At 38.6% G+C, this 19958-nt stretch carries 19 protein-coding genes; 13 read left to right on the top strand and 6 right to left on the bottom strand.

The window, feature by feature from the left end:
• Nucleotides 1-52: 52 nt before the first annotated feature.
• Together lipA and N4G44_RS20090 are read left to right on the top strand one after the other, a co-directional pair.
• Complete coding sequence (gene lipA / locus N4G44_RS20095) at nt 53-919, top strand: lipoyl synthase (protein WP_260539863.1); 867 nt, start codon at nt 53-55, stop codon at nt 917-919.
• A gap of 219 nt (nt 920-1138) precedes the next feature.
• Nucleotides 1139-1402: a hypothetical protein gene (locus tag N4G44_RS20090; RefSeq protein WP_474929403.1), complete on the top strand. Its 264-nt coding sequence runs from the start codon at nt 1139-1141 to the stop codon at nt 1400-1402.
• 6 nt (nt 1403-1408) lie between these two features.
• On the opposite strand, the gene N4G44_RS20085 is transcribed toward N4G44_RS20090, so the two are convergent.
• Nucleotides 1409-2269, bottom strand: coding sequence for an AraC family transcriptional regulator (locus N4G44_RS20085; RefSeq protein ID WP_474929401.1), 861 nt, complete (start codon nt 2267-2269; stop codon nt 1409-1411).
• A gap of 195 nt (nt 2270-2464) precedes the next feature.
• Between N4G44_RS20085 and N4G44_RS20080 the strand changes: the two genes are divergently transcribed.
• The gene (locus N4G44_RS20080) at nt 2465-3667 is read left to right on the top strand and encodes an MFS transporter (protein WP_474929399.1); all 1203 of its coding nucleotides are present in this window, start codon (nt 2465-2467) and stop codon (nt 3665-3667) included.
• Between the two features lie 112 nt (nt 3668-3779).
• Here the strand turns inward: N4G44_RS20080 and N4G44_RS20075 are convergent, their stop codons facing one another.
• On the bottom strand, nt 3780-4160 hold the full coding sequence (locus N4G44_RS20075; protein ID WP_474929397.1) for a SpoIIAA family protein: 381 nt from the start codon (nt 4158-4160) through the stop codon (nt 3780-3782).
• Nucleotides 4161-4274: 114 nt separating this feature from the next.
• Between N4G44_RS20075 and N4G44_RS20070 the strand changes: the two genes are divergently transcribed.
• Nucleotides 4275-5480, top strand: coding sequence for an NAD(P)/FAD-dependent oxidoreductase (locus N4G44_RS20070; RefSeq protein WP_474929395.1), 1206 nt, complete (start codon nt 4275-4277; stop codon nt 5478-5480).
• Nucleotides 5481-5519: 39 nt separating this feature from the next.
• Here N4G44_RS20070 and N4G44_RS20065 read toward each other — a convergent pair whose 3' ends face one another.
• Complete coding sequence (locus N4G44_RS20065) at nt 5520-6104, bottom strand: Crp/Fnr family transcriptional regulator (protein ID WP_474929393.1); 585 nt, start codon at nt 6102-6104, stop codon at nt 5520-5522.
• 288 nt (nt 6105-6392) lie between these two features.
• Here N4G44_RS20065 and N4G44_RS20060 point away from each other — a divergent pair, with 288 nt between their 5' ends.
• A complete protein-coding gene (locus N4G44_RS20060) occupies nt 6393-6983 on the top strand; it encodes a hypothetical protein (RefSeq protein ID WP_474929391.1) in 591 nt (196 codons plus the stop codon).
• An 81-nt stretch (nt 6984-7064) separates the two neighbouring features.
• Here N4G44_RS20060 and N4G44_RS20055 read toward each other — a convergent pair whose 3' ends face one another.
• The 3 genes from N4G44_RS20055 to N4G44_RS20045 form a co-directional block, all read right to left on the bottom strand.
• Complete coding sequence (locus N4G44_RS20055) at nt 7065-8258, bottom strand: vWA domain-containing protein (RefSeq protein ID WP_474929390.1); 1194 nt, start codon at nt 8256-8258, stop codon at nt 7065-7067.
• An 18-nt stretch (nt 8259-8276) separates the two neighbouring features.
• A complete protein-coding gene (locus N4G44_RS20050; protein ID WP_474929388.1) occupies nt 8277-9878 on the bottom strand; it encodes a DUF4139 domain-containing protein in 1602 nt (533 codons plus the stop codon).
• Nucleotides 9879-10032: 154 nt separating this feature from the next.
• Entirely contained in the window at nt 10033-10707 is a 675-nt protein-coding gene (locus N4G44_RS20045) for an SIMPL domain-containing protein (RefSeq protein ID WP_474929386.1), read from the bottom strand.
• A gap of 352 nt (nt 10708-11059) precedes the next feature.
• Between N4G44_RS20045 and N4G44_RS20040 the strand changes: the two genes are divergently transcribed.
• The 8 genes from N4G44_RS20040 (at nt 11060) to N4G44_RS20005 (ending at nt 19909) form a co-directional block, all read left to right on the top strand.
• Nucleotides 11060-11335 carry a tetratricopeptide repeat protein gene (locus tag N4G44_RS20040; RefSeq protein ID WP_474929384.1) on the top strand — a complete coding sequence of 92 codons (276 nt, stop codon included), beginning with the start codon at nt 11060-11062 and terminating at the stop codon, nt 11333-11335.
• Between the two features lie 233 nt (nt 11336-11568).
• The gene (locus N4G44_RS20035; protein ID WP_474929382.1) at nt 11569-12840 is read left to right on the top strand and encodes a tetratricopeptide repeat-containing sensor histidine kinase; all 1272 of its coding nucleotides are present in this window, start codon (nt 11569-11571) and stop codon (nt 12838-12840) included.
• 1 nt (nt 12841) lies between these two features.
• Entirely contained in the window at nt 12842-13558 is a 717-nt protein-coding gene (locus tag N4G44_RS20030; RefSeq protein WP_474929380.1) for a PA3715 family protein, read from the top strand.
• Between the two features lie 64 nt (nt 13559-13622).
• Entirely contained in the window at nt 13623-14183 is a 561-nt protein-coding gene (locus tag N4G44_RS20025; protein ID WP_474929378.1) for a LytR/AlgR family response regulator transcription factor, read from the top strand.
• Nucleotides 14165-14356, top strand: coding sequence for a LytTR family transcriptional regulator DNA-binding domain-containing protein (locus tag N4G44_RS20020; protein ID WP_474929376.1), 192 nt, complete (start codon nt 14165-14167; stop codon nt 14354-14356). Before N4G44_RS20025 ends, N4G44_RS20020 begins: the two co-directional genes overlap by 19 nt.
• A gap of 72 nt (nt 14357-14428) precedes the next feature.
• The gene (locus tag N4G44_RS20015) at nt 14429-14971 is read left to right on the top strand and encodes a lipocalin family protein (protein ID WP_474929374.1); all 543 of its coding nucleotides are present in this window, start codon (nt 14429-14431) and stop codon (nt 14969-14971) included.
• A 202-nt stretch (nt 14972-15173) separates the two neighbouring features.
• Nucleotides 15174-16424, top strand: coding sequence for a CinA family nicotinamide mononucleotide deamidase-related protein (locus tag N4G44_RS20010; RefSeq protein ID WP_474929373.1), 1251 nt, complete (start codon nt 15174-15176; stop codon nt 16422-16424).
• A gap of 86 nt (nt 16425-16510) precedes the next feature.
• Nucleotides 16511-19909: a trifunctional glycoside hydrolase family 18/polysaccharide deacetylase/glycosyltransferase family 2 protein gene (locus N4G44_RS20005; RefSeq protein WP_474929371.1), complete on the top strand. Its 3399-nt coding sequence runs from the start codon at nt 16511-16513 to the stop codon at nt 19907-19909.
• Nucleotides 19910-19958: the final 49 nt, after the last annotated feature.

Here is a 19958-nt window from a genome sequence, read left to right as displayed (position 1 = left end):
CGGTAGATGGTTTCCATTAAAAATTCCTTAACTTTGAACTTCAATTTAAGAAATGGAAAATTTAGTTCAAGATACTACCGTTCAAAAGCCAAAGTGGATCCGCGTAAAACTTCCTACCGGAAAAAATTACAGAGAACTTAGGACTTTGGTGGACAAATATAAATTAAATACCATATGCCAGAGCGGAAGCTGTCCGAATATGGGTGAATGCTGGGGAGAAGGAACGGCAACGTTCATGATCTTAGGAAATATCTGTACAAGAAGCTGCGGGTTCTGCGGTGTAAAAACAGGAAAGCCGCTTGATGTCAATTGGGATGAGCCGGAGAAAGTGGCACGTTCTATTAAATTGATGAAAATCAAGCATGCGGTTCTTACTTCTGTAGACCGTGATGATCTGAAAGACATGGGATCCATCCTGTGGGCAGAAACTGTGAATGCCGTAAGAAGAATTTCTCCGGGAACCACAATGGAAACACTTATTCCTGATTTCCAGGGAATCACCAAACATATCGACAGGCTTGTAGAAGTGGCTCCGGAAGTAATCTCTCACAATATGGAGACAGTAAAACGTCTGACAAGAGAAGTTAGAATTCAGGCTAAATATGAAAGAAGCTTGGACGTTCTCAGATATTTAAAAGAAGCTGGCCAGAGAAGAACAAAAACAGGAGTGATGCTTGGTTTGGGAGAAACCAAAGATGAGGTTTTCCAGACGATTGAGGATATCAGAAATGCCAATGTTGATGTTATCACACTGGGACAGTATCTTCAGCCTACCAAAAAGCATCTGCCGGTAAAAAGATTCATCACACCGGAAGAATTTGATGAACTGGGTGACTTTGCAAGAAGCCTAGGCTTCAGACATGTGGAGAGCTCTCCATTGGTAAGAAGCTCTTATCACGCTGAAAAACATATTCACTAAAAAATACAACCGCTTCAGAAATGAGGCGGTTTTTTTTGATTAAAAGAATTAAAAGATGAAGGGAATTTGCAAAAATATTTAATATGGGTGTGGCTTTATCTCAGTAACCTTTTCAATTTTTTGAAGCTAAATTATTTATTACGTATTTGTATATTTATCAATAATTTTCTTATCAGTATACAGTTTCTTTTGTAAAAGAGAAATTCAAAAACGCACAATATGAACAGAAAAATTGATTTATTCTCTTTAATTATTGTTTTACTTGGAATTGCATTTTATTATTGGATATTAGGGGCCTACTTTCCTGGTAAGAAAATAATACTTTCTGTTTTAATTCTTTTAAATAGCATTGGTCTTATTACTAATATTAAATATTTTAGTTCTTATAGAAAAGGGACTTATGTATCATATATTGGATATCTTGCAACAATGGCTTTTATGGGCATTACAATGATGCTGCAGCTTTTAGAACTGGTTAAATAATAGCTCTTAATTCCGCACCTCAATATTCTTCAAATGCTTTTTCCTGAATTCTGAAGGCGTTTCACCAGTATGTTGCTTGAATAATTTATTAAAATACGACAGGCTTTCAAAACCCACCTGAAAACAAACCTCCGTTACAGAATAATCTTTCAATAAGAATATTTTAGCCTGGCTGATCCTGTAATTGTTGACAAAATCGGTGAAGGTCATATTCGTTTGCTTTTTAAAATAGCGACAGAAAGCCGGAGTGCTGAGGCTTACGATCTGTGCAATTTCGTTGACATTAGGTTTTTTATCATAATTTTCATGAATGTAATCGTAGATCGTTCCCATTCTGATTTTATCGTTCAGGAACCATTTTATCCTCGTGTCTTCTTTGTTAAGTTCCTTTACTTCGTCCGAACCGGCAAGGATCTGGAGGATTTCTATCAATCCTATCAGGGAATCAAAAGAGTTTTTATCCTTTATATTATTAAGTTTTTCAATAACGATGCTCTTGGTTTCACCTGAAAATGAAAGTCCCAGGTATGATCTTTCCAGGAGCTTTTTAATGCTTTCAAATTCAGGAACGGGAAGAATCGTATTCTGAAGGAAATTTTCCCTCATCTGAACCACCAGTTGCCTGCATTCTGTCTGGATGCCATAATCAAAGTTAAGATGAGGCACATTGGAACCAATCAGAACCAGATCACTTTCAGTAAAAACGGAAATATCCCTGCCTACGTGCCGGATTCCATTGATGGCTTCCACATAAACAAGCTCTATTTCCGGGTGATGATGCCAGAAAAAGCAGTTTTTCAAAGAAGGTGAAAAAAGCTTGAAAGACTTTCCGTCTTCAAACTCAATAATTTCTTTTTGAATCTTCATCTTGTTCTCATTTGATTGTTTCTGATTTTAAAAATACATAAAAAGGTTAATATGGAGCAAATTATGATCATTTCAAGAGAAGTAAAAAACAATATTTCTGGCGAATTTTGCATTTTCAAAGTAAAATAGAGGTCTGGCTTTATTTTCAGGAAAAAAATCACTAAAAAATTAATTCGAAAAAGAAGTTTACTGACAATGAAGATTGATAAAAGAATAATACCGCTGGCTATAGGCGGTCTTGGAATAGGAACTACAGAGTTCACCGTAATGGGGCTGCTTCCTGATATTGCCCACACCTTGAAGATTACCATTCCTGAAGCCGGTCACCTGATTTCGGCTTATGCCATGGGAGTTGTCATTGGAGCCCCGATCCTGATCGGATATTCGGTGAAATTTCCGCCTAAGAAAGTACTGATGGTTTTGATGATCCTCTTCACACTTTTCAACGGACTTTCTGCGGTAGCTCCCGATTACACTACGATGCTGATCATCAGGTTTATGTCCGGGCTTCCTCACGGGGCATTTTTCGGGGTCGGAACGGTGGTGGCATCGCGGATGGCCGAGAAAGGAAAAGAGGCATTTTACATTTCTTTAATGTTTACAGGACTTACGATAGCCAACCTCATCATGGTTCCGCTGGTTACCTATATCGGGCATGCTTATCATTGGAGGCTGTACTTCGCAATTGTAGCATTCATCGGCCTTTTTGCCATATTGTTTCTTAAATTATGGCTTCCTGCCACGGAGGCTAACCAGGATACTCATTTTCTTGAGGAGCTTAAATTTCTTAAAAATAAACAGTCATGGCTGGTTTTAGGGATTACAGGCATTGGATTCGGGGGACTTTTCACATGGCTCAGCTATATTACGCCTTTAATGACAATCGTAGCAGGAATTCAGACCAATCAGATGGCTTACGTGATGATCCTGGCAGGAGCGGGAATGGTTGTTGGGAATCTGGCCGGAGGATTTATTTCTGACCGTCTGGGACCTGAAAAAACATGTGTATTATTAATCTTCCTGATGATGATTTCTCTTGCAGGTGTATTTTTCTTTGCAGACCATCAGAATATGGCACTTATCCTGACTTTTGTATGCGGAGCGTTGTCCATGTCTGTTGCCGCACCTATTAACATCATGATGATGAAGGCTGCGCCTAAAAGTGAAATGATGGCTGCAGCATTTATGCAGGCGGCTTTTAATATTGCTAACGCGATGGGAGCATTTTTAGGAGGAATTCCTTTGGAATATGGATTTTCATTCAAATATCCTTCATTGGTAGGAGTGGGGATGACGTTCATTGGCCTGGCAATAAGCCTGCGATACAGATATCTGTACGGCAAAGAAACTCCTGACAGTGACGATGCAGTGGTAGAATGTGTTCCGTGTGATAAATAGAGAAAAAGCTTATGAATCAAGAGGTACTTTATACCTTTTGTTAAAATTTTAAATATAAAAAAGAGCCTTTGTTTGATAGTAAACAAAGGCTCTTTTCTTTATCAAAATAATGCTAAACTTCTACTTCATTGCCGTTTTTACACCAATAAAGTGCATTATACAAATTTTCTTTAGGGAAAGATTTAAACTCTCCCGGCATCAGAACACTGAATATATCCGTAAAGTTCTGTACCCCTTCTTTGTCTGTAACAATAGCTGTACGGTTCCATTTTGTAAGGTTCTGTAATCCTAAAAATGCATCTTTCAGCCATGCTCCCATGGTAAAATTATCCAGATCAGTATCCAAATACAATAAGTAATTCAGCTCACCGAACTGCTCTACCTTTTCTTTTACATGAGGAATGACAAGGTTGTCAAAGTCTTCTTTAGTCACTTCTCCGGTCGCATTGAATGCCGCAACATTTTCCGGAGCTTCTGGAATAATAGTTATCATAGTAATTATTTTAGTGGTTGGATTTTAAAACTGGGTACAATAATTGCACCACAAATTGGCAAAAAATAGTTAAAGTACTTATAAATGTTATTATTTCAAATATAATATTCAATTATGGATCTAAAATCGAATGAACCTTTCTGGCTTTTAAAAAACGGATTAACAGCTTCATATCCGTCTCTGAAAACAAATGAAGAATGTGATGTATTGATTATAGGCGGAGGCATTACCGGAAGCCTGATTGCCCACCAAATGGTCAGTGACGGCTATAAAACCATCCTGATTGATAAGCGGGAGGCCTGTAACGGAAGTACTTCTGCAACCACTTCAATGCTGCAGTACGAAATAGATATCCCTCTTTATGAACTTACCGAAATGATAGGGAAGAAAGGAGCGGTAGAAAGTTACAAAGCCTGTTCAGATGCTATTGATATTCTTGAAAAGCTTACAAAAATAATCAGGTCCGATGCTGGTTTTAAACGAAAAAAGTCTTTGTATTTTGCTTCAAAAAAGAAGGATGTGAACTGGCTTAAAAAGGAATATGAAGCCAGGAAAAATGCAGGATTTAAAGTTAAATGGCTGGAAGCAGATCAAATTGTAAAGCAGTTCGGATTTGAAAACACCTACGGCGGTATTGTATCAGGTCAGGGAGCGAGTATTGATGCTTTCAAATTTGCTCATGAGCTGTTTGGGTACAATATAAAAAAGGGATTGAGGATCTTCGATAAAACCGAAATGAAAAAAGTGGAATATCATAAAGGTTTCAATCTGGTAACGGTAGACAGTGGTTTCCAGATCAAAGCAAAAAAGGTGATTTATTGTATCGGTTATGAAAGTAAAAACTTGCTCAAAGAAAATTTTGTCAATTTAAAAAGTACCTATGCAATAGTCTCCGAAATAGATGTTGATAAATTCAAGAATATAACCAATACATTGGTTTGGAATACGGATGACCCTTATATCTATATGCGGACAACGGATGATGGGAGACTCCTGATAGGTGGTGGTGACGAAGATTTTTATGATGCTGAAAAACGCGATATTCTTCTGAATAAAAAAGAAAAAGAAATCCTGAAAACGCTGAAAAAAATAAAACCTGATTACCATTTCTATACAGATTTTGTCTGGGCCGGAACTTTTGGAGAGACCAAAGACGGGCTGCCTTATATCGGAGAGCACAAAAAGTTTAAGAATTCTTACTTTGTCCTTGGATTTGGAGGAAACGGAATTACTTTCTCTGTAACGGGAATGGAAATGGCTTCCCGCTTTATGAAAAACAAAAAACATCTGTTGTCAGAATATTTTAAATTTGGCAGATAGCAGATAGGGCAGGTGGCTGAGGCACTCGAAGCCACCGGTTTACTTTTTATTGTTGGGATTGAAATACCTTTTTTTCATTCTGCTTAATGAAACAGGATGTACGCCCAGATAAGTAGCCAGGTCTTTAGATTTTACCCTTAAAATTAATCTGGAATCCTGACTAAGCAAATGCAGGTATCTTTCTTCGGGAGTTAAATGAAGGAAGGCTGAAAAGTTAAGATAAATTTCCCTCGCGGTATTCTTCCAAAACATTAAAAGCAGTGTTGAAATGTGAGGATAATCATTAATAACATTCTCCAGATCATTATAATTAAATAAAAATACTGTTGTTTCTTCCAGGGTTTCATAGGTAAGTGATGAAGGACGTTTCTGCATTAAAACTTCCAGCGATCCATAGACACTATTTTCGTGAAAAAACCAGACTGTCTTGTTATTTTTATCATAAGCACGTATTAATCCTCTTTCAATGATGCCTACATACTCCGTTTGTTCCCCTTTATATAATACTATTTTATTGGCGGGGTAATTTATTATTTTTACCATCCCCAACAGTTTCTGTTTATCATTTTCGTCTAAATATTTGTTTTGCTCAAAATAGATTTTTATAAATTCATCGTAATCCATACCGTGTTTTTTAATTAGGAATTTATAAATTATTATTTAATTTATTTAGACAATGAATCTATATTTAATTCTAATATTAACATTTGTTAATTAGTGAGTTAGCGTTGGATAATAAGTCACTGTTTTATGAAATTTCTGTGGACTTATTCTACCTCTAAAATCTAAATTTGCTTCACAATACAAACCATAGATCATGAAAAGCAAAAGAAAAATTTTAGTATTGCTGTTTTTTTATTAGCAGCAAAAGTTGGGTCCCAGATCGGTATAAATACAGAAAATCCGACGGCAATGCTGGATGTAAATGGTAATTTCAGACTTCGCATGGCAGAAAAATGTATAGAAGCTCCCTGTGCAGATTCTCTTTTGGTAAGAAATAGCGGCGGATATGTTCAGACAGTTTCAAGAGATCAGATATTGAATTCAGGCGGAAGATCCTATGTTTCAGGTACCGGAGCAGATCCCACGATTCCCCTGGTTGTTATTGCAGGCTTTACCAACTGGCTAAAGATAGCATTTGATAAAGAGCTTATAGACGAGCATAACGATTTCAATATATCCGACAATACATTTACAGCACCAAAAGATGGAATTTATGGAGTATATGTACAGATAAAGGCTTCAAACCTTGTTTCTGCTGACGATCTGGGAGTAGGGATTTTTGTGAAGAAAGGAACTGCTTCGCCTGTATTAATGGCAGAAGAAAGCTATTTAGTTGTAAGTGTGCTTTCCATTAATGTGTCGCCGCCTGTAAGGAAAGCCCAGACTATGGTTGCCTTGAATGCAGGAGACCAGATGTTCTTTGGAGTAAAAACAACACTTGTTGCTTTAAATTTAGTGTCAGGAGGTTCATCCCTCTTTAATATTTATCAGATAAAATAGAAATATGAAGAAAACCTTTACTACATCCTAAACCTTAGAAAAAAAGCCGTTTCAAACTATTGAAACGGCTTTTTTAATAAATTACAAACTGTAGCCATTCTTTTTGGCCAGTTCTATCACAGATCTTTCGATGGCTTTCCCCAGATCGTCAGAATCTGTAGTACCTCGTTTCTTCATTTCAGCATCAATGTAAGTCTGGCGTTTTTTAGACAGCTCTTCGATCTCTTTCTGGATCTTCCCGCGTTCTGCAGATTTTGCAGCAACAGCCTTTTTGATCTCTTCCGTACTTTTACCTTTCAGTTCGGCAGGAAGCGCATCTTCCTTTACTGTGGCAATGAAGCCGGCGTCTTTTTCAGCCTTGTCTACCAGATCCCAATGATCATTTTTATAAGCATTTTTCTTAGACTTGGCAACGGTTCTCTCTACGTAATTGGATACTGACTGTACCTCGGCATTCTTGTCCTGAGCTGCCTGTTTAAGCTTATATTCGGAGCCGTGGCTTCCGTAGAAGATGTACGTGTCATTTAATTTTGTATTGCATTCTGAAATTTTCACATCATAAGGTGTTTCAATATAAATCACTTTCTTGTCACTGTCGATATTGAAATATTTTCCGTCGCCTAATGAAGCACCGTTCTGCCAGAAGGTCTGAATCCCTTCATCCCTGCTTCCGCAGAAAATAGTATTGGTATAGATGTTTTTACTTTTAGCTTTGGAAATTACTTCTTTGTAATTTACTCTCCCTTGATCAAACGGCTCATTGCCTGCAATATAAATCAGTTTCATGCTTTTTTCATTGCCGTCCCAGTTCAGGTTCATGGATGCATCCCGGATTACGGCTCCGCAATATTCACTGCCTCCATTGGTTCTCAGAGCGAATAATTTCTCGGAAACCAGATCCAGATCCTGGGTAAGAGGCGTCACCTGGCGGATATAGTTATCATCGCGGATACCGTCGTTCCCATATTCATATAGGGCAATTTCAATCTGGGGAGCCTGCCCGTTGTACTTCAGTGTGGTTAAGGTATTCACAATGTTCCACAGTCTCGATTTTGCCTGATCAATCAGGCCGTCCATACTATTGGAAGTATCCATGAGAAGGGCAACCTGAATCTTATTATCCTTTGAAGGAACCGGAAGGTCTTTCACAGAAGCATTTTGAATAAATGCCGTCCTGTCTGCCGTATGGCTGTTTGAGCATCGGATGTCTGATAAGCTGCCGGAGCTTAAAAAAGCGGCCCCAGCGGCCAGTGCTAAGATTTTTAAAGTGGTCATAATACTATTTTTTATTGGTTATCTGCTGTAATATTGAATCTGCATCTCTTTCGGATATTTTACTTCATAAGAGAAAATAATCTTATCCGAACCTCCGCTGCTGATGTTCCTGTTCCAAAGGATGCTTCCTGTCTTCTCATCAAAATTCCCGTTTCCTGTTTCTAAGGCTTTAACAAGGATTTTGGAGTTTTCACTGATCGGAAGCTGGTCAAGGATTTCCAGTTCGATACTTTCTTTGGTGTTGTTCCTGATGCTGATCTGGTAAGATTCCGTTTCCCATTTATTGGTATTTAAAGTTTTCTGGGAAGTCTTATCTTCAAGCTTGATTCTTTTTACGGTAATTCTTTCATCCACGCCTAAAGAAATTGGGAATTCATCTTTCACATAATTGCTTGTGATACTGGTTTTTCCGATATAATTGTCATCAAAATAAATATTGGCTTCTCCGGAGATCAGGTTAAGGTTCTGCCAGTTCTTAACGAATGCCATCAGAAATACCTGATCGCTCAGTTTTGGAACTGTATGGTATTTGTAATTCGCATCGATCTGCTTTTTATCCAGAATCACATATTGCTCTTTTTCCTGGCTTACAATGTTTTGAGTATAATTCAGCTCATAAATTACATTCATCTGGCTGTCCGAAACGGTTGCTACAGGAATCTGGCTTGGTTTGACAGCAATATCTTCCCTCATCTGATAAGAATTGACTTCCTTACTGACTGTTTTCAGTTTATAATAGGACGTTTCAGCCTGTGGATTGTAAACTGTATACTCAGCAACATAAAGCGGAGACAGAATAGGTCTGTCCTGGTTGTACGACGGCCTGTAGGTAGAAACAAAAAGCTTTACATTTTTCCAGTCCTGTCCTGTTTTTTGATAAATCTTTCCTTTGTAAACTATCTCAAGCGGCTTCTTTACCGATTCGGCACGTAAGTCGTAAGAAGGAACCCAGCCTGCATCAGCAACGATATAGCTGATTCCTAAATCCAGATGAGTTTCGTTATCTGCAAGAATTTCAAGAAGGAGCTCTTTTCTGTTGGTATTTTTGTTCGTCTGTTCTTCGGCGGACTGCTTATTGATTTTGGCAATGCCTTCGTCTAAAACATTTTTCTGCTCACTCAAAGCAAAAACCTGATTATCAATTTCCAGCATTCTTTCTCTGTAAAACCTAGTCAGTTTAATAAGCTGTTCCTGTGGAGTAGACTTATCATTGGTGGAAACTTTCAGATTATCATTAATGATATTCTGTTCGCCGGTCAGATTCCTGATCTGGATATCCAGTAAGTTGACCTGTCTCTGGAGCTTCTTTCTTTCATCATCCAGTTTCTTTTCACCTTCGGACAATTCATCATTTTTCAGGAAATTACTTTGAGGAGTTATGGAAAGGAGGGTAGTATTCTTTTCAAGATTGATTTTATAAGTGTTCTCATCCAGATTGTTGGGAAGGTTGATGATTCTCACTATATTTCTTCCTTTCTGAAGATTAACAGATGTGCTTCCGAATACTTTGGCCCCTTGGAGGAATACGGTGGCCTGCTTTAACTCTATTTCTTTCTTTATTTCCTGCGCCTTTAAAAACGATATGGAAAATGTAACGAGTAATAATAAATAGCGTTTCATAGTTTATTAATTTAAATTCCTGAAGTAAAATTATCTGTATTTAAAGCTGAAAATCAGGAGACTTGGTGAACCCTTACTTTCACTTGGTGAATTCCAGGATCGAGGTGGAAAAGAAAAAACAGCCCTTTCGGACTGTCTTTTAAATCTGTTAATTCTAAAGGATTTCGTATCTTGTTTTGATGCTGTATTTCAGCTTGATATTCTCGATGTTGTCAAAAGAAAAATCTACCGGGGCATCTGCTGCTTCCAGCTGTACATTTCTGAGGCTGCTTTTATAGGCTACAGGAAGAACCGTATCGCTGGTATAATCTTCAATTTCGATGACCTCCAGCGGAGCTCCGGCCTTTTTACCCATACTTTCCAGCAGGTAGTCTGCTTTTTCTTTGGCAGCTTTCAGAGCATTGATCTTCACTGTTTTTTTGAAATCTGCAATTTTAGTGTTTTTTACTTCTGCCACATTCAGATTGCTTACCCATTTCTGGTTCAGGTCTTCAAATATTTTACTGATATTGGCTTTTGTACCTGCTTTAAATTGGTAGCTTTTCGTGAATTTTCCATTCTTTGCATACACATTCTGGTACATCGATTTAAATTTGATGTCTTCATTCTTCACTCCGCCATTCTTCAATGTTTCAAACAGCTTCTTTTCATTATCTGCCAGATCGTTCTTGTTATCCGCTTTAATGCCGATGTTGAAGATAATCTCATCCGGTTCCACTTCCATTTCTGCAATACCTGTTACTTCAATGGCATTTTTCTTTACTTCCTGTGCATGAGCAAAACTTCCCAGAGTAAAGATTCCGATCAATAAAAAATGTCTTAATTTCATAATTTCTTGTTTTAAATTCTGAAGTAAAATTACCGAGATCCGGAACTCGAAACGGTGGGACTTGGTGAAACGGTGTTTTCACTTGGTGGATGGCTTTAAAACAGTAAAACCATAGCAGAAGACTTTTTAACCATTAAGAGATTTTAAGTGATTAAGTATATTAAAACAGGCTTTGTTTAAAATTTTAAATCAGAGTGATTGATCTTAATAACTTTTACCAGCTGAAAAAATATAAACTGCTAATATCCTCATTTTTAATCTGCAGAACTTGGTGAAACGGAGTTTTGACTTGGTAAAGAATAGATAAGGATACATAAAGTTTTACTTACTTTGCATTAAAGATCCGAAATCCGTGAAATTAGTTTTCAAAATACTGTTTATCTTCATTCTTGCTGCAGGAAATATCTGTACAGCACAGGATTCCACACGGGTTACCAAAGCCTATAAATCTGCGGCAAGACTGAAAAAAGCAGTCGACAATAATGATAATAAAGGCGTTGCCGATACCTATGTTGGCATTGCCAACGACTACTACAATCAGGGGAATTATGCCAAGAGCGAAGAATTCCTGGTAAAAGCCAGAAATATTTATAAAAACCTCGACGACAAAAAAATCTGGAAGCAGTAACCCGTAAAATCGCCCAGGCACAGGAAAAGCAGAACAAAATAACCCCGGCTATCAGTAATTACAGCAGGGCGGCTGAAATTAGCTACAGTGAAAAAAGCAGAGCGGTTAATACTAATGATGCTGCAAGGCTTTCCTCTCCTTCAGCTGAGCAGAAAGCAGAAGCGATCCAGGATAATATCAATATCAGCCTCAAGGATAAAGATAAAGGAAATCTTGCAACGAGTTACAGCCAGATGGCAGATGTCAATATACAGCAGAAAGATATTCCCAAAGCAGAAGAAAACCTCAACAATGCTTATGTGCTTTCTAAAAAAGAAGCCCCGCAGCAGGCCTTGGAAATCAATCAGAAACTGACCAATTTCTATGTGGAAAACAAGAACTTCGAAAAAGCCATTGAAGCCAAAAAGAAAGTCCTGAAAGAAGATTTTGTAAAAGACAATTCACAGGAAAAAGTCAATCAGATTCAGGAGTTGGCCGATATCTATATTAAAAAAAATGACCCGGAAGAAGCTGTGGCCTTATTGAAAAATGCCTACGGAATTGCCCTGGAAAAAGGACATACCCTGGAAGCCCAGAAAAGTGTAAAAAAATTGGACAGTCTTTATAATATAGCAGGGAATACCGACGCTTCAGTCTCTTTGTACAGGGATTTTCTGGGAAGGCTTCCCGATTTGGTTTCCAAGGACAGGAGCCTGGTAGATAATAAGATACTGGAAGATACCGAACAGAGAATTTCACAGCTTGAAAAAGAAAAAGAGCTGAAAGATGCACTGATCCGAAGAAAAAATATATTTAATTACAGCCTGATCGGAGCCTTGGTTTTGCTTACCGGACTGATTGTCTTTATTTTCAGGACACTGAAGAAAGTTCAGATTAAAAATAAAAAAATTGCCCTCCAGTCGCTTCGACGTGAAATGAATCCGCATTTTATCTTTAACAGCTTAAACAGTGTCAATCATTTTATCGCCACCAATAATGAATTGGAAGCCAATCAGTATCTTACAAAATTCTCCAAACTGATGCGTGGGGTAATGGAAAACTCTGCCGAAGACTTCATTCCTTTTCAGCAGGAGCTGGATCTGCTTCAGAATTACCTCGCTCTTGAGAAGACCCGTTTTGCAGACAAATTCGATTATGAAATTGAATTAGATGAAAGCCTGAACATGCAAAGCCTGAAAGTACCGGGAATGCTTGTCCAACCGTTCCTCGAAAATGCAGTATGGCACGGATTGCGCTACAGAACTGACAAAGGATTTTTAAAACTGAGCTTTGAAAAAGAAACTCAGCATCTAAAGATCACTATCGAGGATAATGGAATTGGTATTGAAGAAAGCAAAAAGCAGAAAACCCTGCACCAGAAAACCCGAGAAGGGCGGGGAATGAAGAATACCCTCGAAAGGATCAGTCTGCTGAATGACCTTTATAAAAAAGAAATAACCTGCTCCATAAAGGATAAGGAGAATAACAGCGGGGTTTTGGTGACTATTAAGATTAATCTGGCATAAAATGAAGAAACATTTATTCACAGGGATATTGATATTTTTGTTCGTAGGAGTTTTCGGACAGGAAATAAACAGCACCCGCTTTGAAAATATAGTGAAAAGCTTAAAGCTTGATAAGACTACCATTAAAGAAGAATTCTGTACGGAAAAGAAAATGCCGAATGCAGAAGATTCATATATTGCCGTTCTTCCTATCCTGCAGGGCAAAGAGGAAGAAGATTTTTTCGTAGTCCGGAATTATATTGTAATCACAGATGAAAAAGGAGCTGTAAAGAATCAGTATTTCGATCCTGAGGAAATTACTTCCGATGCTATTATGCTGAGAAGTATAACCATAGATACAGGACTATACAACATAAGCAGCGGTATCCGCGCTTTTGGTGTAACGGTAAGTGTTGCCAACGGAAGCCAGCCCAATCCGTATTCCTCAGACACTATTTCACTGTACTATCCTGAAGGTAAAACCCTTAAAAAAGTTTTGAACACATTTGAATTAAGCTCCCACGGCGGAGAATGGGATACCAGATGCTCAGGGGAATTCAATGATGATCGTTCAGTGATTATAATGGATAAAACAAAGACCAATAATTTCACAGATTTGAAGATCAAAACCATATCCGTTGAAACCAAAAACCAGGAAGTAAATGGTGACTGTAAGGAACATGAAACATCAAAAGTCACCTACCGGACCTTAAAATTTAAAAACGGAAAATACCTATAATCTCCACCAGTTAACTGCTATCTAATAACTGCCACCTATTACCTACTACCTATTACCTGAAAAAATGAAAATAAAATCCGTAATCGTAGACGACGAGATCATTGCCAGAGAAGTCCTCAGGAACTATCTCACAAAATACTGCCCGCAGGTAGAAATTGCAGGCGAGGCGGAAAATATAAGGGAAGCAGTTCCGTTGATTGCCGAAAAACAGCCGCAACTGGTCTTTCTGGATGTTGAAATGCCTTTCGGTAATGCGTTCGATGTGCTGGAAGCCACCAAAGAATTTTCCTACGAAACCATCTTTATCACGGCATTTTCTCAATATTCACTACAGGCACTCAACAAATCCGCAAGTTATTATATCTTAAAACCGATTGATATTCAGGAGCTTATTCTGGCGGTGAATAAAGTAGCCGAAAGCATTGAAAGCAAAGAAGAGCTTAACCGTAATAAAATTCTTCTCGAAAACCTAAAGCTGAAGCCCGAAAAACAACAGCTTATCTTACCGACCCTTCAGGGATTTGATGTGGTGAAAACCGAAGACATTCTGAGACTGCAGGCAGACGGAAACTTTACCCAGGTTTACCTTACCGATGGCTCGAAAAAATGGTATGCCGTTTCCTGAAGCATTTTGATGACCTTCTTGAAAGCCCGTTCGTAAGGGTTCACCGCTCTCATATCATCAATACAGGATTTGTAAAATCTTATCACAAAAGCGGAACCGTTACGCTTTCGGACAACACCGAAATTGAAGTTTCCGGGAGTTTCAAAGATAATTTCCTGAAAGTCTTTTCCTAGAATTTATCGTTCCTTAACAGCCCAAAGGCATTATTTTTGAAGCTTTCACCCCATCACACAAAATATTCCATTATGAAAACTCTTCAGAAAATTGCCGTTCCGGTCACCTTAGGTGTCCTGGGTCTGATTATTTTAAATTCCTGTTCTGGGGGAATTCCCAAAGGTGCGACGGCTGTTAAGAATTTTGATGCTAAAAAATATCTGGGCAGATGGTATGAAATTGCCCGTTTCGATTACAGGTTCGAGAAAAATATGGACAATGTAACTGCCGAATACTCCGAAAATCCCAACGGTTCCATCCGGGTCAGCAATAAAGGCTACGATTATATTAAAAAAGAATGGAAAGAATCTGTAGGAGAAGCAAGATTTGTAAAAGATAAAACAGATGCCCGTCTTAAAGTATCCTTTTTCAAACCCATCTGGGCCGGCTATAATGTGATTGATATTGATGAAGATTATCAATATGCATTAGTGGCAGGAAGCAGCCTGAAATACCTGTGGATCCTTTCCCGTACCACAACCCTTCCCGAAAGCATAAGACAGCGTTTCATTGAAAAAGCTAAAAAAATAGGGTACAGTACGGATGAGCTTATCTGGGTGAAGCATAATCAATAGTTAGTCAGGACAAAAGGGCTAAATTGCTAAAAAGGCAAAAGGGCAAAAGGGAGAAATTGCTAAAAGGGCAAGGGAGCAAAAAGCAAATTTGCCATTTAACCCTTTTGCCCTTTCACTTTTTCACGTTTTGATTACTTAACCATTTTGCCCTTCTACATTTTTTACCGTCATTTGCAGAAGATTTTTTTTCAAGAATTTAAATATGGAAAAAGCTGTTCTAATTACTATCGGTGATGAGATCCTTTCAGGAAATACCGTTGATACCAATTCTAATTTTATTGCCACAGAGCTCAAAAATATAGGCATACAGGTTATACAGATCTTCACTATTTCAGATGAGATCGATACCATTAAAAATACTTTAAAAGCAGCCTTTGAATTGGGTGACCTGGTGATAACCACAGGAGGCCTTGGCCCGACAAGGGATGATAAAACCAAAAAAGCACTGGCCGAATTTTTCAATGATGAAATTGCGCTGGATGAGGTAACCTTCAATCATCTTAAAAACTATATGGAAAGAAGAGGAAGAATTGATATTCTTGAAAGAAACAGGGAACAGGCTTTTGTTCCGACAAAATCTGTTGTTTTTCAGAACCATTTCGGAACAGCGCCATGCATGATGATGGAACAGGACGGGAAATTATCCTTCAGTCTTCCCGGTGTCCCTTATGAAGTGAAGCCGCTGATCAGGGACCAGATCGTTCCTTATTTAAAAGAAAAATTCAACCTTTATTATATCCATACCAGAATCGTTTCTGTAGTGGGAATTCCTGAAAGTATTCTCGCAGATATGATCGAGGACTGGGAACTGGCACTTCCTGAAAACCTTGCATTGTCTTACCTGCCCGTAGGAACCCGGGTAAAGCTCAGAATTACAGCATCGGGAGATAACGAAACCGTATTGAAACAGCAGACAGAAGATGAGATTCAGAAACTGCTTCTTTTGGTGGGAGATCATGTTATTGCTGTTTCGGAAGACAAAATAGAAAAAATTCTTGCAGAGATTCTTAATGAAAGAAAACTCACCATCTCCACGGCAGAAAGTTGCACCGGAGGCGAGCTGGCAAAAATGATCACCTCCAATTCCGGAAGCTCCAAACATTTTATGGGAGGTATCGTACCTTATTCCACGGATAAAAAGATTGAAATTCTGAAGGTTTCGAAGGAAACAGTAGATCAGTTTACCGTAGTAAGCGAGCAGGTAGCAAGTGAAATGGCCAAAGGCTGCCAAACACTGTTTGATACTGATATTTCACTGTCTACGACCGGAGTTGCAGGCCCGGGAAAAGGAGAGGACGGCAAAGAAGTGGGAACCGTTTTTTATACCATCAGGATAAAAGACAAGGAATCTACTTCAAAATTATATATGCCTCATCTGGACCGGCTGGATTTCATGTACTTCGTTTCCCAGAAAATTCTTCAGGATCTCGTAGGACTTCTTATAAATACTTAAAAGCCAATTGATTTTTTAATTTTATTTTAATTAAAATTGAAGCCCTTTTTCACGCTTTTTGAAATCCTCTTGATAAATTTCATAACGTGGAAGATTCAAAACAGATTTTTCAGACTGACAGCAAAAAACGCTGGAGAAGTGTACAATGGGGCAGCCGCATTTTTATTTTCGTTGCAGTATTGCTTATTCTTGCTTTAGGGTTAATGATGAAGCTCGACAAAAGCCCGAAAATACCTTTCAAAGAAGATTATAAAGCGGTAATGACGGCCAGTAAGCCCTATCTTCAGGAAAATAAAATTTCCAAAGAATACAAAGGTTTCAGAAGCTTTATTTCTGAAAAAACAATGCATACCAATCTTGCTAAAATCCAGCAGGCAAGAGCTGAAAGATTAAAAAATCAGAATAAAAGCTGGTCCCAGTTTCCGGGCGGGATCCGTTCGGCATTCTATGTAGCCTGGGACCCGCAGTCGCTGATGTCCCTGAAAAGAAATATCAGACATATCAATCTCGTTTTTCCCGAATGGTTTTTCCTCGATCCTGAAACGGGAGATTTAAAGACCAATATAGATCCTGAAGGATACAAAATCCTTAAAAGAACCGGAGTGGCAGCAATGCCTATCTTAAGCAACAATTCCGACAGGGAATTCCGATCTGAAGGACTTGGAAAAGTATTGAAAGATCCGGGAAAAAGAACTGTGCTTATCCGCAAACTTGCCCAGCAGTGCCAGAAATTTCATTTCAAAGGCATCAATATTGACTTTGAAGATATGAACCTGGATTCCGACGAATACCTCATTGCCTTTATGAAAGAGCTTTCAGAAACATTCAAACAGAATAAGCTCTTGGTTACGATGGATATTATGACGGATAATGATGATTATAATATCCGTAAACTGAATCCTTATGTGGATTATTTCATCCTGATGGCCTATGACGAATATGCAGAAGACAGCGATGCGGGGCCGGTCTCTTCACAAAAATGGATAGAAGCCCAAACGGAAAAAATCCTTAAAGAAACCTCTCCGGAAAAAATAATCCTTGGTTTGGGGGCGTATGGCTACGACTGGAGTACCAACAAGGAAGACAATACATCCGTTACCTATATGCAGGCCATTACAAAAGCCAGCGCGAGTAAAGCAGCTATTAATTTTGATGATAATACATTCAATTTAAATTACTCCTACACAGATTCTAAAAACAATACCCACACCGTATTTTTTAATGACGCTGCCTCTATTTTCAATACCATGCGTTTTTCCTCCGAATATCCGCTGGCAGGAACTGCGGTCTGGAGACTCGGTAGTGAAGACAGCAGAATCTGGAATTTTTACGATAAAGATCTTACTTCAAATGGCATGTCTAAGCTTAATCTGAAAGAACTGGAAAATGTAAAAGGCCAGACGATGGTAGACTACATTGGCGACGGAGAAGTGCTGGATGTTCTGAATACCCCTCATGACGGAAAAATAGCCCTGGAAATAGATCCTAAAGAAAAAATAATTACAGATGAGAACTACATCACCTATCCAAGTTCTTATGAAGTGAAAAAATATGGGGAAGCACCACAGAAAGACCTTGTACTGACTTTTGATGACGGTCCTGACGAGACCTACACTCCGCAGATTTTAGATGTATTGTCAAAATACCATGTTCCGGCTGCATTTTTCCTCGTTGGGCTCAATGCTGAAAGAAACCTTCCGTTAGTTAAACGAATTTACCGTGAAGGCCACGAAATAGGAAACCATACTTTCACTCATGAAAACGTGGCAAAAGTAAGCCCCGAAAGAGCATTGCTGGAAATGAAACTTACCAGACTCCTTATAGAATGTGTAACAGGGCACAGTACTATTTTGTTTAGGGCACCTTATAATGCGGATTCCGAGCCTACCACTTCCGAGGAAATTATTCCCGTGGCACTGGCAAGACAGCAAAACTACCTTGATATCGGAGAAAATATTGACCCTGAAGACTGGCAGCCCGGAATCAAGGCAGATGAGATCATAAAAAGAGTAATGGCAGGGATCAGACAGCAGCGGGGAAATATTATTCTTCTGCATGATGCCGGCGGAGATACCCGGGAAGAAACGGTAAAAGCTCTTAAAACCTTAATTCCTACCCTTCAGAAACAAGGCTATCATTTTACGAACCTTGCCAGTATTCTGCATAAAAACAAAAACGTGTTGATGCCGGAAGTTCCTAAAACAAGATCTTATTATATCATGCAGCTCAATCTGGTTCTTGCAACGGTAATCTATGAAATAAGTCATTTTCTGGTGGCTCTTTTCACCATCTTTATTGGTTTAGGTCTGGTGAGATTGATTCTGATGATGTATTGGGCCTTTAAGGAAAGAAGAAAAGAAAAATTGCTGGTTGATTTTCCTGTTTTGGAAACCTATCCGAAAGTATCCATTATTGTACCTGCCTATAATGAAGAAGTGAATATTGTTTCTTCCCTGGATAATTTATTAAAGCAGACCTATCCCAACTTCGATATCATCATGGTGGATGACGGAAGTAAGGATTCAACCTATCAGAAAGCAAAAGAAGCATTTCCAGATCATCCGGAACTGAAAATTTTCACCAAATCGAACGGTGGAAAAGCCACAGCACTGAATTATGGAATTTCTCAGACTGACGCGGAATACGTAGTTTGTATTGATGCAGACACCAAACTCCAGTATGATGCTGTAAAATATCTGATCGCCCGGTTTTTAAATTCAAATCCTACTGAGAAAATCGCTGCGGTGGCAGGGAACGTAAAAGTAGGAAATACGGTGAACTGGCTCACCAGATGGCAGTCGATAGAATATACCACAAGCCAGAATTTCGACAGGCTGGCCTATGCTTACATTAATGCAGTAACAGTAATTCCCGGGGCGATCGGGGCATTTAAAAAATCTGTGATCATCGAAGCTGGCGGATATTCTACCGATACCCTGGCAGAAGACTGTGATATTACCGTGAAAATTTTAAGAGCCGGATATACGGTTGCCAATGAAAACAGAGCGGTTGCCGTAACTGAAGCACCCGAAAGTGTGAAACAGTTTTTAAAACAACGTTTCCGCTGGACCTATGGAATTATGCAGATGTTCTGGAAACAGCGCCAGACATTTCTCAATCCGAAATATAAAGGACTCGGGCTTTGGGCAATGCCGAATATCTTATTGTTTCAATATATTATCCCGTTCTTTTCACCTCTGGCAGACCTGATTATGTTCTTTGGAATTTTATCCGGAAATGGCGGGAAAATATTTACCTATTATCTTATTTTTCTTTTGGTAGATGCGTCTCTGGCTCTGATTGCCTTCATTATGCAGCGGGAGAAACTATCTAATCTGTTGTATGTTATTCCGCAGCGGTTCGGATACAGATGGTTGATGTATATCGTATTATTCAGAAGTCTGAGAAAAGCATTGAAAGGGGAAATGCAGTCCTGGGGATTTTTAAAAAGAACAGGAAATGTAAAAGAGATAGTAGCTTCCTGAGATTTGTTTAAATTTGTCATTGATAAAAAGTAACAAATGATAAAAACAA

The organism is Chryseobacterium sp. GTID13 (assembly GCF_056172655.1).
This window is presented reverse-complemented; position numbering and strand designations above follow the sequence as displayed.